This window comes from Kangiella sp., from assembly GCF_048265365.1.
In the GTDB taxonomy this organism is placed as follows: Bacteria; Pseudomonadota; Gammaproteobacteria; order Enterobacterales; family Kangiellaceae; genus Kangiella.
In genome coordinates this window covers 1-14630 of record NZ_JBLXBT010000016.1, presented here as the reverse complement: position 1 = coordinate 14630, position 14630 = coordinate 1, and the positions used below count along the sequence as shown (strand labels likewise).

Here is a 14630-nt window from a genome sequence, read left to right as displayed (position 1 = left end):
GGCCGATGCCAACGCCCTGGCCGCTGCCGGTGCCGCCACTGCTGCCGAACAGGCCGATGCCAACGCCCTGGCCGCTGCCGGTGCCGCCACTGCTGCCGAACAGGCCGATGCCAACGCCCTGGCCGCTGCCGGTGCCGCCACTGCTGCCGAACAGGCCGATGCCAACGCCCTGGCCGCTGCCGGTGCCGCCACTGCTGCCGAACAGGCCGATGCCAACGCCCTGGCCGCTGACGGTGTCGCCACCGCTGCCGAACAGGCCGATGCCAACGTTTTCGCTGCGCAAGCTACTGCAGACAAAACTGACGCAGCTGCCCTGCAATCTGCTGCCGCCAGCGACGCTGACTCTCACTCCACGCTCGCTGGGATGGATATATTCACCGGGTTCACTATTGGCACCGATAAAATTGATCTCTTGTCAGTGTCCGGTGGTGCAGTAGCACAACCTACTGAGCTGGTACGCCTAGCCGACGTTGCTGAAAGTGATGACCTGACTGCTTCGCTAACTGCGGCATTCTCGGGTACTGCAGCTAATGCTGCTTCCCTGGTAGAAATCAAAGCCGGTTCGGCTATGGGCACTTACCTCTATGTGAATGATGCAGACAAAGCCTTCAGCGCAACTGCAGACGTTTTCATTCAGCTGGTAGGCGTAACGCCAGGCGGTGTCGGTCAACTGGCAGTTGGCGATTACTTCGCCTAACCTCCCCATCCGGAGACATATCTCACTTCAGTGAGGGATATAGGTGAACTCTTGGAAACCCCGCTTCTCACAAGGAGGTGGGGTTTTTGTTGTGCGCCCAGAATGGGCGCAATCTTTTGGGTGAGAGTCCAGCCGTAAGGTCATGGATCAGCGCCCCACGGATGCATTGGTAGCTCTCTTGGATAGGGTATGAATAGCCGGGCCAACGTAGCCATGCGTTCCCAGTTCAGACGGTGCCGCTGACTTCGCCGTTTAAGAGCATGCCTCCACGCACCGATCACTTCACGGCGAAAGGCATCCAGTCGCCGTGTGTTACCGGGTACGTGATAGTAGTTGCAGTAACCTTTAAACAGACGGCTCAACCATTGTCCGATTACCGGGACGGGCTCATGTCTGCGCTTGTGTAACTGCGCCCGTATCTCCCTGATGGTCGTTCTCATACGCTTGGCGATGGTCACGCGTCTAACCACAAACATCCCGTTCTTGGTTTTGTCACAGATATGCGTGAACCCGAGAAAATCGAAAGTTTCCGGTTTTCCTTCTCCGCGCTTCTTGCGATCTTCGATCGCAAACCAGCCAAACCGTAGCAAACGTGTTTTCTCTGGATGCAGTGTCAGGTTGAACTGGGCTAGTCGAGCCTCCAACGCTTGGCGAAAACTCCATGCATCTTCATGCTTTTCAAACCCAAGCACACTGTCGTCTGCGTATCGCACAGCAATCATCTGACCTCGTGCAGTACGCTCGCGCCATTGCCTGATCCACAAGTCCATCACGTAGTGCAGGTAGATGTTGGCAAGCAACGGTGAAATGGGCGCACCTTGCGGCGTGCCTTGCTTCGCAGGAATGCGCTTTCCATTTTCGAGAACACCTGTGCGCAGCCATCGAGCTATTAGCGCTAACATTCGCCTATCCGCAATTCGGTGTTGCAGGAAGCACATCATCCATTCGTGATCGATGGTGTCAAAGAACGCTCGAATATCCACGTCCAATATCCAACGAACACGCGAGTTCTGTATTCCTACCGATAACGCATCCAATGCATCGTGTTGCCCTCGACCTGGGCGAAAACCATACGAGAGTCCGAGAAAGTTCTGCTCATAAATTGCGTTGAGCACTTGCGCGACTGCGGTCTGGACGATCTTGTCTTCCAATGCGGTTACGCCCAGCGGGCGCTCGCTACCATCTGCCTTTGGGATAAACACCCGCCGAACAGGCTGGGCGCGATAGCGGCCACTGTGCACTTTGTCGTGCAAGGCTGTCAGCCTTGTGAGCAGACCTTGCTCGTACTCTCGCCACGATAGACCATCCACACCACTGGCCGCGTCTCGCTTGAGATTGTAGAAACTCTCGTGCAATAGCTCGACCGTCACGTGGTGCAGCAAGCTCGTGAACTTTACCCGGCGATCTCGCCGAGCTGCTTGACGTACAGCGAGCAACCCTGACAACGCACTTGTCCGGCTCTGCGTCCGGGATACGGAAGGCTGTTCGCTGTTCCCCTTGGCTAACTCCCTTTCCTCCATCGTCTCCGCTGAGCAAAACCCATTGTTCGACAACTTCTCAGGTACTACGGAGTTATCCGACTTCTCATCCGCGTAGACGGCAGGCTTTTGGCTTGTGACCTTTCCTGCCCCGTCTGGCTTGTCACGACCAGACACGGATGAGATCTCCCAGCTTCCGTACAGTTGACTTCCCAGCATGCTCAGGGTCTACGACCGCGCAGGGCGTGAAACATGGCTTGCGATTATCGTCATGCACACTGTGGCCTTCCGCTTCGCATAACAGCGTCGGCGCCCTGGACTCATGATTTCGCGGCTCAATGGCTGGCCTGCTGGTTTCCCCTGCCAACGTTTCGCCGTACACCTCACGGTGCACAACGCATGACTCGGGGTCGAGGTGTTTCGCCATAACTTCTCTCGCAGGGACTTTCACCCTTTATCAACTGCCAGCTTGGCTGGCGCACTACATCGTCGGCTTCTACAACAACGTGCGCCTACACTCGAGCCTGAGCTATCAAGCGCCAACAGCGTACGAGCGGCAGCAGGCAAAACAACCTATCGCAGTGTCCGAAATTAGTTGACCACTACAATTTTATTTCTGGATTATGACGGAGTTTTACATTCTGACGCGGTTTGTCGACGGATCGCGCTGCGTACTCCGGGGCAGCTATTCAGGTGGGCTCCCACGCTTGAGGGATAATTGAAAGAATATCCCGACTTGCATTATTGGGTTTCTTTATGACTATAAAAAGAAAGGATGAGCATTCTGATAGAGGGGCCTTAAGCTCAAAGGCATATCGACTGGAGGAGGTTGAGGTTCTTCAGGAAATTGAAAAAGCCATTGGAGCTGATGCTGATTTTCCTGATAGTCATTGCCTAGAACTGGTCGAAATAATATACGAAGAAATTATAAGCTTAAAAATATTTGGTTTTCATTACGCAAGGTTAGAGTCGTGGAGCCTCGCTATAAGTAAGCTCCGCAAGCGGCTTTCTGAGAAGGAAAAAAAGGCGTTTAAGACGGAGGTAAAGAAGCTTCGCTCAGAAGGGGTGAACAAGGCAGAGGAGGCGGCAGATTCAGGGTATGAGGCTGATTCGAGTGGTTTTGATCCTTATAAATATCCGATCCCAGCGTTCCTCCTGGAGCCTATAAAGCTTACCGAGGAAGAGCAGTGGCTAGAGATGGAGATGAGGCCGCCGTACTCTGTGATCAAAATATTGTTTTTTAGGGCCTTGATAAACAATGCGAATAGCTTTGATTTTAGCCATATAGCATTGGTTCTACTTAGGTCGGTCGTATCGCCTTGTGATACCTATAAAAAGCTCGCATATAGTTTACCAGAGATTGGTTATATGTTCGTGGATATGGGGGAGTTTATTAGCGAGACTTTTGATGAGGATCGGTTAAAGAAAAGCGCGTTCTACGGAGCGGTATCTAGACTGGCGGGGCTAGTGTCCATTAAGCCTGCAGTTGTAGACGAAAGTAGTAGTAGCGCAAACGAGCAGCCGCAGTTATTGACTAGGCATGAAGTGTACGACGAAATCAGCGACGGCTCTACGTCCTCTGTTCTTACCCAAAAGACTCTTCCCGCTCACACCCAAGATCTGTGCCTTGATGCCACAGCCGGGCCCGACGTGTCCTCCGAACTAACAGAGGACGAAGATAATCTGCTGAACCGGTCATGGGAAGCCCGATATCAGTGGATCACGCCAAATAGGTACACACGGCTGACACCTGTAGAGCGCCAGCGGGTCGTTCACGTGTTATCGACGTCCTTAGCTTCATCAGACTCGGGTACTCAGGATAGTGCCGCTGCGCTTTTGCTAATGTATGTAACAGGCATACCGATCGAAGACCTATTTGACACCAGAGTAGGCGATGGCGGGAGTTTCCGCGCTGATGGTGCGTATCGGCGATTGCTGGTACGACCGCCGGACGCATATGAGCCGCCGCCTGAGCTGGCCTCCCTTTTTGAGGCATATCAGGGTTACATAGATCTTCAACTCCCCGCGATGATTCTGCCTTGGATAAAAAAGCGCCTTCGTCGTAGGGGTGGGACGTTGCTGGCGTGCATGGGAGGAGATAGGGAAAAGATTCGAAGAAATATCAGGTTAATGCTGGAGAAAATGCGTGACTCTGCGCGTTTCCCTCGCATTCGCCGCGAGCGTTTATCTGCTGCACTGGCAGTTGAGGTCGGAATAAGATTTCAAGATCCAACGACTGTTTGTTTCCTTTCAGGCCGATCTAATCACGCGCCTCCAGTACTCAGTTATTACGTTGTGCATAGCGTTCGTGAGCTCGCTCATCGATATGCGCAGACTGTCCAGATCCTCCTGGATGGCTCCGAGAGCACCTCTTATGTTGTGTACGATGCTGAGGCGTTCACTGGATACACTCCAACTACAGAAACAATTCAACGGCTCCGAGAGGGTTTGTCCGAACAGTTCCGATTGGCCATTGTTCGAAAAGACGACCTCATCAATCGTCATAATGCGTTTACTAGCTATTGTCTGGCCTTGTTGCTGCTGGGAACAGGACATAGGCCTGCTCGTGATCCCTTTCCGGCACTGCATCACTTTGACTTAGACAGAGGCGTGTTACTCATCAATGACAAAGCTTCTGATCAGGAGCGCGCTTGGAGATTGGTAGCGCTGCCAGAGTTGGCTGTGTCCCAGATGAGGGAGTATCTGGACTACCTGCCCAAGATAGCGGCGCATCTTCGACAAGAGTATCCCGCTAGCTCCTTACCCTACCGCATTATTCGGATGATCCAGGGAGAGGTCGACGTGCTGCCTCTCTTTTTTCTCCTAGACCCCCAAAAACCAGGTGAATATTTACCGATCACTGAATCGAGTTTAGCCGCGCAATGGTCGGGATTTTGGTTAATCCCTGTGAATGCTCTTCGACATACGATGGCGACCCGGTTGCTGTGGATTACAGGTCGGGCTGATTGCGTTCAACTGCAGTTGGGGCATATGACCGGAGCAGATTATCCCTGGGGGAGGAAGAGCACCTGGCCGACGCTCAAAACCCTAGAGGAAATCGGGAGCTGCCTAGACAAAATGCTGCGTGATTTAGGCTGGGACGTTCTACGTCATCGGATGCGTTTGCCTTCCTCTGGAGCGGTTCGAGATAGAGGAGGTGCGTTGGATAGAATCAAGCTGGGCCCCGACCTGCGGTTGGCTGCATGGACGCGTAAGCAAGCCAGTGCCAAGGATCTGATCAAGGAGTTGGTCGCTGAACAGCCTCCAAGGACAGGCAAAATACGCCAGGATGACCTGGAAAAGCTGTTTGAGCGCGTGGAAATTGAGGTGGCTGCACGGGGATACTCCAAGAGTCGATGCCGCAAGTTGCTTTACAAGTACGTGCTCAGGCAGCGTGGCGGTAAAGAGCTAATCAGACAGGCAGAATATGCCCGATGGGATACGTTGAACAGATTGGAGCCCTCGCCATTTTCTGAGAAAACGCTTGAGCACTATCGAACCCTGACTGATCTTCGTAGCGCATTCATTGGTTACTTGGATCAACAAGGGCGACGGAGCGCGGATCCCACAGAAAAGGGGCGGTTAGTTGAGATTGTGTGTAGTGCTGCTTTGTTTGGAGGTATAGCCAATTCAAATCGATTGAAAATGTTGGGTCCTGCGCTTCAGGTTAGTACCTATCGTTACCGTGATCGTCTATTTGTGGATATACCTTTGAGCGATGATCCTGAAGTTTGTGCAGTGACTCGTTGGTTCCCGGACAAGATTAGCAGCAGCCTAATTGAAGGACTCTTCAGGTCGAGAAGGGCCGAGCGCGCGGCGGTTGTAATTTCAGAGCATGCTTTTGAGAAGTTTCTCGGTTCGATAGGCAGTCCCGGAGCAAAGCCACTAGACCGTCTAGCGGCAAGTAGCAAGGCTGGACTGATTTTAGAGGCGCCGGGTTACGTTGCTGCGGCTGCTGCTGGAGACATCAGCAGAGTCTCACTGCCATTGTCCGCTTGGGTGCGTGTTGAGAGCGGGCAGGTATTAAAAAAGAAGACAAAGGTGCCCGAGGCTCCCCGATTCATTGAGATATATTCGAGCTGCGGAAACCCAGCAACCTCTTGGTCTAGAGAGGACATTAAAGATTTTCTGCATGAGTTGACTGGGCTCGTCGCGGATGGGCGGACAGCCGAAAGGACCGCTAGCAAAGGGGTAAGATCGCAGCAGAAAGCCAAGCTTGTAGAGCGGCTACAAAGCGCTGTAGCGAACTCACCATCTTGGCCAGCGTTACCTAGGCTGCTCGCCGCCTGGGCTGTCCATCTGTGTCAGCATGGGACGTCCTATAAGTCGGACCTCGCGTACTCGACCATTGAAAAGTATTTGAAGCTTGTTGCCAACCGGCTTTGTTATGCAGCTGCCGATCAGAGAAGTTTTCTGGAGCTTGGTGGAGATGATTTTGAACGATTGTACCTAAACGTGATTGAAAGCGAGCCCAAACAGAATCGGTTCGACTTGGCTCGTCAGTTGTATGCATTCCACACATTTGTGACCGATCGCTACTGGGCGGATGACTTGGATTGGAGGCCAGTCTTGGCCGCGGCCGGCGGGGACCTGCAAATACATGCTGATGCAAATTATATAACCAATGACGAGTACCGTAGAGCACTGGAGGCGGTATTGCAGGATATCAGCCTGTCTGACTATGAACGATGGCAGCGTGCGGGGCTGCTGGTCTTCGGCTACAGGTACGGCTTGCGCTTCGGGGAGGCGTTCCGCTTACAGTATCAGGACGTACAGCGTAAGGGAGATGGTTTTTACCTCGTGATACGCAGCACCTCGCACGGCGAGGTCAAAACGAATGCTTCAACACGGGTCGCCTATTTGTATGAGGAGCTCGGTGAAACCGAGGTGGATGTCCTCGACAAGCTGCTTTCTACAGTAAAGCCAGATTTTGAAGAAGATACGCTGATTCCTCTCATGCGCGCATCAGCTGGCTCCCGGGAGCTGCAGCCGCGTCATGTGGTGGCTGAGTACTTGGGTGGCCTGTTGAAAGCGGTAACTGGAGATAGATCTATCAGGTACCACCATCTTCGTCACGGTCTCGTAACTCGACAGGTGGGCGCTCTTGAAGGTGTCAGTATGCCGGGCTTTGATAATGAGACCCTTAAGCCCTGGGTTAGGCAAGAGTATGCCAGTGAAAAAGCGTGTTATGCGCTCCGAAGCATCTCGGTAGGCGTAGGGCATGCGAGCGAGGTTACAACACTGGGGAGTTACACGCATTGTCTGGACCTGATTGCTTCTATGTACTATCCGGATATAGCGAAAACATCTTTGAGTGATTTTGCGATTGCGTACGCGGAGCGGGTTTCTCCTAATACGCCTCGCCGTCGGCGGTCACGCGGGGGGACTAGTGGCTGGCGTGCGGATATACCAAGTCCAAATGTGGAAACTGAAAAGTATGCAGGGGAGTTCCTTGGGCAGGAGATGTGGCAGGCCAAGGTACCTAAGCTGGTGGAATTTGACCGATTATTGCGCAGGTTTAGCCTCACAGGTCAGGCAATGGAGGTGGCGATTCATCTAGAGGTCGATCCTGCAATCGTTCTAGCAATTGTGGATCGGGCTACGAAGGTGGAAGTTCTTAGCGGTTATAGAGGCTACAGTTTGGCCGAGCGGTCTAATGACCCCGTGGTTAGAGCGACACTTCCTGTAGCTCAGGCGCAAAAGCTTTATAGGACTGAAACCGAACGGATGCCTCTGCTATTAGAGCAGCTAGCGATGCAGCTGGGTGGTATGGCGCCTGGGGAGCAGCGAGATTTTTTTGCAGGGGTGGAGGCCTGGTTGCACTCGACGCATAGACCAGGGGCGCTCTGCTTGGTGGCAACCTTCAAGGAGCTTCGTGCCCTTGTGAACATGGCTCAGAGGCTTGGAGTAAGTGGGACGATTATCGTGGACGCTAGCTATGACAACAACCTATTAGGCGGGTTGGAGAAACTTGGTTTTAAAGTGGAAAAGCTGCCTGAGGAGAAGGCTGGGGGCAAGGTTGGTCGCGTCGTAGTAAAGTTACAATCTCCCCGGGAGATTGGCAGCTATCGATCGCTACGTAGACTGCTTTTTTTGTTGGCAACAGCGTCCCAATTCCTGTACTTGGAATCCTCGTCTGAATAGGGGTAAGCGATCTATTCACCACATCTACAACTTTCTAACCGGGAGCATCAGGGCTCGCGCGAAACTATAGCAGTGAATCAGTCCCTGGCGTTCGAGGTCTGCGGTAATCTTTTCGCCTACATCCAGATCAGCCCAGCTCCAGTCACGCACAATCCGGAAGGGCTGGTCGGGTCGGTTGGTTAAAGTAAAAAAGCGTGTTGGGCGGACCGGTCTTACGGTGGTCTTGGCAGCCAGTAGGTGCTGACAGGGCCTGGGGCGTCTGATCTGGCAAAGGTCTGCCAGTCGGGTTTGTTACTGAACACCCGTTGCCGGTTGTCGGCGGCTGCGCTCATCACGTCAGCTTGGCGGATCGTCAGAGCGATGGGCATCATCGGCCTTTGCTGGCGGGGGTGCAGCATCCAGCCGAACAGATAGCGCAGCGCGTTGGCGCCATCGGCCCAGACGCTACCCAGATGAGTCAAAGCCGGCACAATCAGTTCCAGTCCAATCAGTTCATGGCTGATCAGATACCCGGTTTCTGTGCGTCGCCCGTCGGCATCAAAGCAGCGTACCTTGCCCAGATCATGCAGCAGACCCGCAACGGCGGCCAGCCAGCGTTCATGTTCGGCAAAACTGCTGCTGACCGCATACACCGCTTGTGCCACCTCAAGGCTGTGCTGCGCCAGACCACCAGCCTGGCAGTGGTGGTGATTGGCGCTGGCAGGCAGGCTGAAGAACGCGCAGCCAACAGAAGGTTGCCCCAACACCTGATAGACAAACGCCTTCAGGGGCGGATAGGGGCAGTGTTGCAGCCACTGCTCGACAGCCATCACGGTATCCACTGAGGCAATCATGCTGACAGGCAAATGGGTCAGCGACTGAAAGCTCTCCGGGATGACCAACTGTCCGCTGGAGCCGAGCAGGTGATTGCCGTGTCGACTTACCCGAATACTCACGGCAACCAGACCACTGGCGGGCCAGTTGCCGGGATGATCCTGCAGTTCGAGCAACACCTCATGGCTGCCAGACAGATTCTCTATGCTGAGAAAGATCCCAGAGTTCAGTGGCGATACCTGATAGGCCTGCTGGGCAATCAGGCAGCCCGTCAGCCAGAAGGTATCCTGGTGTGGTTGCTGCGCAGCAAGGAGCATGGGCTGATTCATCAGGCAGCCCCCCACTGATTCAATGTGCGTTCCAGCCGCTCCAGAAGATAGGGCAAAACCGCACGACCGCATTCTTCCTCGAACTGCGGCAGTGTTTCCCTGACCCAGGTTTCCAGTGCCGCCAGATTGCTCGACTCTGTACCCCTGCCCATCAGAAAAACCAGTGCATCACCTTCTGGGATTTGCAGGGCAGCCTGCATGGCGCTGGCCAGCCGGCGGCATGTATTACGGGAGAATTCATGCATGGTTGTGCTCCACTTCTGCAGGCTGGCTCGTATTCAGCGTCTGTAGCAGTAGTCGCTCCATCGCCGAGCCGTCGCGCCGGGTCAGGTTCGGCACATAGCGGGAATAAACACGAAACAGCATTTCGGTGGTGGTATGGCCCATTTGCCGGGCAATCCATTCAGGCGCCTCACCGGCGGCTAGCCATAGCGTCGCCGCTGTATGCCGCGTTTGGTAGGGTCTGCGCTGGCGCAGCCCCAGATGACGGAGCAGCGGATACCACACCCGTTGGGTCACATTGCGATGTGCCAATGGTGAGCCGGTGCGGCCGCAGAACACATACTCGAACTGACCGGTGGCCTTCTTCTGCTCCTGCAGCGCCTCATACACCGGACCGGACATGTCTATGCTGCGGAAAGATCCGTCATTTTTGGTGTAGACCAGCTCGTCTTTGACCCGCGCCTGTCGAATCAGAATCTGCCGCCTTTCAAAATCCACGAACTGCCATTGCAGGCCGTCGATCTCGCCGGTGCGCATGCCGGTGAAGAACCGCACGGTGTAATAGTTGCGGTAATCCTCGCGAACCGTCTGCAGAATCAGTCGCACTTCTTCAACCGTAAAGGGCTCAACATCAGTCCTCGGCACCTTGAGAGACTTGATGCCCTGATAGGGTGAGGTAAACTCATGGCGGTCGGCTGCTTCGTTAAGGATCATGCGCAAAGGCGTCATGATGTGGTTTATTCGCTCTGCTGACAGGGGTTTGCCTTTACCGTTTCTGACTTTGGCGAGATGGGAACGGAAAGACAAAATCTCTGCCTTGGTGATGGAGCCGACCTCCTTCTCACCAAACTCTGGCTTCAAATAGGCGCGCAAGGTGGTTGCCACCGTATCAATGTGCGAGCGTCGCCACTGAGCCTGCATTTCGGCAAACCAGGTATCAGCGAAATCGTTGAATAGCGGCGTTGCGTGTTGTTTTACAACTGTCTTGAGCGCATCGACCTCGCTGAACTTGCGCGCATTGTTACTCCCGGGGAAGTAGCGGGCGTACCCGAACGAGCCCAGGGTTATCTCGGCTTCGATCTTTTTCAGAATGGCCTCGAGCTTGCGACGGTTGGCCGGCGTGTCATCCAGTGCTGTCTGCTCGCGACAACGTTTGTTTCTGTAGCGGAAGTCGAAGAACAGTTTTCCCGTCTCCGGGCGAGCAACAATATTACCCATGGCACACCCCTCCACGGGCCATTGGCACGGCCATGCTGCTCTCAGTTGAGTGGCCACCCATATCCCGCTCAATGGCTTCCCAGATGTAAAGGATTTTGCGCCCACCAAAGGGGCGGATGTAGTGAATGCCTTCAAGCAGGACACTGTCCTTGAGGCGATCTCGGATTGTTCTGGCGTCATACTTGATACGAGCGGCCAGCTCATCAGTGGTCAGGTAAAGTTGTGGCATGGTCTTTGTCCTCTGCTATTGTTCAGGGCTGGAGAGCTTTCGGGTCTCTATCCCGTCAATATGGTCTCCTGTAGGGCATTATGCGTACTAAAAGACATTTTGCAAGCCTTTTTGATTTTCTGTAGATCAAAAAAACCTTTGGTGGAACATGATCAAGTGTCATTTATCGACCCTGATGGGGGCGAAGAAGTTAAAACTGATAGACGTGGCAAGGGATACCGGCATCAATCGCGGGACGATTACGCGTCTCTATCATGAGACAGCGACGCGGGTAGATCTCGAGGTGATCGAGGCGCTATGCAGGTACCTGGAGTGCGAGGTAGGGGATTTGTTCGAGCTTCAGGATTAGGCTGGCCCCTCATCGCTGATGAACCGCCCCGGCTTCCCCGTAGGCTCCAACTCTTGAGAGGATGGAGCCATGAAATCATCGACGAAGTATTCCCCCGAAGTCCGTGAGCGGGCGGTTCGGCTTGTAGTGGAGCACTAGGACGACCATGAGTCGGAGTGGGCTGCGGTCTGCTCGATTGCCGCCAAAATCGGTTCAGGCGACTCCGTGCCCGCTGGACAAGGTCAATCGCCAGTTCCGCGCCGAGCGGCCAAACGCGTTCTGGGTATCGGACTTCACCTACGTCAGCACCTGGCAGGGCTTCGTCTATGTGGCCTTCGTCATCGACGTGTTCGCCTGACGGATCGTTGGCTGGCGGGTCTCCAGTTCGGCCCGTACCGACTTCGTTCTCGATGCGCTGGAGCAGGCTTTGTATGCCCGTCGCCCGGTCGATCAAGGTGGCCTCATCCATCACAGCGACCGCGGCGTGCAATATGTTTCTATCCGCTACACCGAGCGCCTGGCTGAAGCGGGCGTTGAGCCGTCAGTGGGCAGCGTCGGCGACTCCTATGACAATGCGCTGGCTGAGACCATCAACGGGCTGTACAAAGCCGAGTTGATCCCCGGCGGTCATGGCAGAGTCGCGAGGCGGTAGAACTGGCAACGCTGGAGTGGGTGGACTGGTTCAGCCATCGACGATTGCTGGAGCCCATCGGGAACATACCGCCGGCGGAAGCCGAAGCGATCTACTATCGACAACTTACCGAGTCTGCCCAGGCGGCATGACTCACGCCAACGAGCCTCAGGACAATGCGGGCGGTTGAAAGTATTGATAGCGACAGGCCAGTGTCGCGTCGTTTGATTATTTTGTGAGTCCGCCCCTGAGATAGTCGGCCTTCAAGGGTGGATGGCTCAAGGCAGCACTGTTTTAAAGGCCCAGATTCCTGATGAGTTCCAAATACGCAGCGTCATTCACAACCGGCGGGTTGTTTCGCCTATAGGAACGCGGATGGCCAAGCGATTCTCGACCGCTTGCACTGGTTCCTGCCGGGCTGGGAAATGGACAACCTGCGCAATGAGATGTTCTCTACCGGCTTTGGCTTTGTCGTTGATTATCTGGCCGAGGTGTTGCGCTCGCTTCGCAGTTACGATTTTTCGGATCGTTATCAGGGGAAATTTACATTGTCCTCTGATATATCCACCCGTGACCGGGATGGGATCAATAAAACCTTCTCCGGTCTGACGAAGATCCTGTTTCCCCAGGGGAATGCGTCCGACGCTGAAATTGAAGAGTTACTGCGCTTCTCTATCGAGGGGCGAAAGCGGGTAAAAGACCAACTGATGCGAGTCGATGCGACCTACGCCCAGGTGAGTTTCACCTATAGCGACGCGGCAGGTGGCGTGAAGGCAGTCACTACTCTGGAAGAAGAGGAGTTTCCCAGCTATTACCACAAGACAGTCGACGGAACGGCAGAGGATCCATCTCCGGATATAGCGCCCCAGAGGCTTGCTGAGACGCGTCCAGCAACCGTGTCACTGGCAGAGCCAGAGTTGACGGAAAAGCACCTGACCTTCCAAGAAAATCAGAAAGGGGTTTCTTTCGATAATCTATTCGGGCCTTACCTGCAGGGCGCCGCCAGAGTAACCATCACCGACCCCTACCTGCGGCTGTTTTACCAGGTGCGCAACCTGATGGAGCTGCTGGAGGTGATAGTCAGACGCAAGGCACCAGACGAAGAGATAGCCGTGCACCTGATAACAGGCGAGGACGAGTTCCGTGGCGATCAGCAAAAAGAAAACTTCGAGAAGATCAAAGAGTCTGCCAGTTCGGTCGGCGTGGCCTTCAGCTGGGAATTCGATAGCACCGGGACTATCCATGCTCGACACATAGTGACGGATCACGGTTGGAAGATATCCCTGGATCGCGGTCTGGATATTTTTCAGCAGTACGAGATGAACGATGCTTTTACCTTTGCCAACCGGTTACAGGAATACCGTCAGTGCAAGGCGTTTGAGGTGACGTTTATCCGGGCTGATGTGAACAAATAATGCTTTTGCTCGACGACAGTATGGCTGGGGCGTGGCACTGACTGCCACCCTGTGCCGAGGACGTATCTTCCCCAGCTTCTCAGAAAGCTCTTCTGTTCCGACACTTTATGATTTTAGGGCAGTACTCAAATTTGGCGCAACCGAGCAAAGCTGAAAATACCGTGGCCACAGAATGGACACATTTTGGACACAGAGCTTTTTTGGCTGATTTTTGCAGGAATAAGGCAGAGGTCACGAGATGAAGCAGGCAGAGGGGGGAATGTGAGTACTGTTTTTCTGTGTCCATGGATTTAGACACAAGGAATAGCAGTGGTAATTAGCTAACTCGTTGAATATAGATAGAAAATGGCGCACCCGACAGGATTCGAACCTGTGACCCCCGCCTTCGGAGGGCGGTACTCTATCCAGCTGAGCTACGGGTGCGTGATGGTAAAACCTTCGTATTTTGACATCTTTCTGCACCTGGGCTCAATTCAATTAGTTCTGCCTTCGGAGGGCAGTACTCTATCCAGCTGAGCTACTGGTGCGTTGCGGGCGCAATCATACGCATGTCGTCTGCGGTCGTCCATGGCGCTTCGGCAGCTGCTCAGCGCGCAGTGCTGTGGTTCTGATAGCCGATCGCGGCGTCATCAGGTCTGGTTATGGTGCGTTAATTTTTCCGAACAGGGTGTTGCCCGATGCCAGCCAGCAGGCCTAGCATGCGTTCGATATCTCAAACGCTTTAGCTCACGGCAGGAACCCTGGGGCTGTCCCTTGCTCTGACTTAACTCGAGCAGTTCCACTGCCAATCGCCTTTCCAATCGGCCAGATGGCCTCGGTCCAATCCCGGCACCCTGCCGGCTCTCAGGAGACTGCCATGCAACTCAAAGACACCAAGCTGTTCCGCCAGCAGGCTTATATCGACGGCGCCTGGCAGGACGCGGACAGCGGTCAGACCATCAAGGTCAACAACCCGGCCAGCAACGATATCCTGGGCAGCGTGCCGAAAATGGGCGCCGCGGAAACCCGTCGCGCCATCGAAGCGGCCGAGCGCGCACTGCCGGCCTGGCGTGACCTGACCGCCAAGGAGCGCTCGCAAAAGCTACGCCGCTGGTTCGAGCTGATGATGGAAAACCAGGACGACCTG

9 protein-coding genes, 1 tRNA gene and 2 pseudogenes are annotated in these 14630 nt (G+C 54.4%); 6 read left to right on the top strand and 6 right to left on the bottom strand.

Going from position 1 to position 14630, the window contains the following annotated elements; genetic code table 11:
• Positions 1 to 697 (top strand): bluetail domain-containing putative surface protein (locus ACN0VI_RS15040; RefSeq protein ID WP_417447362.1); only part of this gene is annotated, 697 nt, incomplete at its 5' end.
• A gap of 140 nt (positions 698 to 837) precedes the next feature.
• Here ACN0VI_RS15040 and ltrA read toward each other — a convergent pair.
• Positions 838 to 2352, bottom strand: coding sequence for a group II intron reverse transcriptase/maturase (ltrA, locus tag ACN0VI_RS15035; protein WP_417447361.1), 1515 nt, complete (start codon positions 2350 to 2352; stop codon positions 838 to 840).
• Positions 2353 to 2931: 579 nt separating this feature from the next.
• Here ltrA and ACN0VI_RS15030 point away from each other — a divergent pair.
• Positions 2932 to 8319: a hypothetical protein gene (locus ACN0VI_RS15030; protein ID WP_417447360.1), complete on the top strand. Its 5388-nt coding sequence runs from the start codon at positions 2932 to 2934 to the stop codon at positions 8317 to 8319.
• A gap of 212 nt (positions 8320 to 8531) precedes the next feature.
• Here ACN0VI_RS15030 and ACN0VI_RS15025 read toward each other — a convergent pair whose 3' ends face one another.
• The 4 genes from ACN0VI_RS15025 to ACN0VI_RS15010 are packed head-to-tail and all read right to left on the bottom strand — an operon-like array spanning position 8532 to position 11130.
• On the bottom strand, positions 8532 to 9461 hold the full coding sequence (locus ACN0VI_RS15025; RefSeq protein ID WP_417447359.1) for an HD domain-containing protein: 930 nt from the start codon (positions 9459 to 9461) through the stop codon (positions 8532 to 8534).
• On the bottom strand, positions 9461 to 9706 hold the full coding sequence (locus tag ACN0VI_RS15020; RefSeq protein ID WP_417447358.1) for a hypothetical protein: 246 nt from the start codon (positions 9704 to 9706) through the stop codon (positions 9461 to 9463). Before ACN0VI_RS15020 ends, ACN0VI_RS15025 begins: the two co-directional genes overlap by 1 nt.
• Positions 9699 to 10901: an Arm DNA-binding domain-containing protein gene (locus ACN0VI_RS15015; RefSeq protein WP_417447357.1), complete on the bottom strand. Its 1203-nt coding sequence runs from the start codon at positions 10899 to 10901 to the stop codon at positions 9699 to 9701. Before ACN0VI_RS15015 ends, ACN0VI_RS15020 begins: the two co-directional genes overlap by 8 nt.
• Complete coding sequence (locus tag ACN0VI_RS15010) at positions 10894 to 11130, bottom strand: hypothetical protein (protein ID WP_417447356.1); 237 nt, start codon at positions 11128 to 11130, stop codon at positions 10894 to 10896. Before ACN0VI_RS15010 ends, ACN0VI_RS15015 begins: the two co-directional genes overlap by 8 nt.
• Before the next feature lie 148 nt (positions 11131 to 11278).
• Between ACN0VI_RS15010 and ACN0VI_RS15005 the strand changes: the two genes are divergently transcribed.
• The 3 genes and pseudogenes from ACN0VI_RS15005 to ACN0VI_RS14995 all read left to right on the top strand — a co-directional run.
• Positions 11279 to 11479, top strand: coding sequence for a helix-turn-helix domain-containing protein (locus tag ACN0VI_RS15005; RefSeq protein WP_417447355.1), 201 nt, complete (start codon positions 11279 to 11281; stop codon positions 11477 to 11479).
• A 187-nt stretch (positions 11480 to 11666) separates the two neighbouring features.
• Positions 11667 to 12241 (top strand): annotated as a pseudogene (locus tag ACN0VI_RS15000) (IS3 family transposase); the annotation flags it as partial.
• 231 nt (positions 12242 to 12472) lie between these two features.
• Positions 12473 to 13504 (top strand): annotated as a pseudogene (locus ACN0VI_RS14995) (MIT C-terminal domain-containing protein); the annotation flags it as partial.
• 346 nt (positions 13505 to 13850) lie between these two features.
• On the opposite strand, the gene ACN0VI_RS14990 reads toward ACN0VI_RS14995, so the two are convergent.
• Positions 13851 to 13927 (bottom strand) — tRNA-Arg (locus ACN0VI_RS14990).
• Between the two features lie 433 nt (positions 13928 to 14360).
• On the opposite strand from ACN0VI_RS14990, the gene ACN0VI_RS14985 reads away from it, so the two are divergent.
• On the top strand, positions 14361 to 14630 hold a 270-nt coding region (locus ACN0VI_RS14985; RefSeq protein ID WP_417447354.1), incomplete at its 3' end, for an aldehyde dehydrogenase family protein.

Bases quoted from the DNA above. Each gene is read 5' to 3' on its own strand.
- ACN0VI_RS15030 (WP_417447360.1), top strand. From the start codon at position 2,932: ATGACTATAAAAAGAAAGGATGAGCATTCTGATAGAGGGGCCTTAAGC.
- ACN0VI_RS15025 (WP_417447359.1), bottom strand. From the start codon at position 9,461: ATGAATCAGCCCATGCTCCTTGCTGCGCAGCAACCACACCAGGATACC.
- ACN0VI_RS15020 (WP_417447358.1), bottom strand. From the start codon at position 9,706: ATGCATGAATTCTCCCGTAATACATGCCGCCGGCTGGCCAGCGCCATG.
- ACN0VI_RS15015 (WP_417447357.1), bottom strand. From the start codon at position 10,901: ATGGGTAATATTGTTGCTCGCCCGGAGACGGGAAAACTGTTCTTCGAC.
- ACN0VI_RS15010 (WP_417447356.1), bottom strand. From the start codon at position 11,130: ATGCCACAACTTTACCTGACCACTGATGAGCTGGCCGCTCGTATCAAG.
- ACN0VI_RS15005 (WP_417447355.1), top strand. From the start codon at position 11,279: ATGATCAAGTGTCATTTATCGACCCTGATGGGGGCGAAGAAGTTAAAA.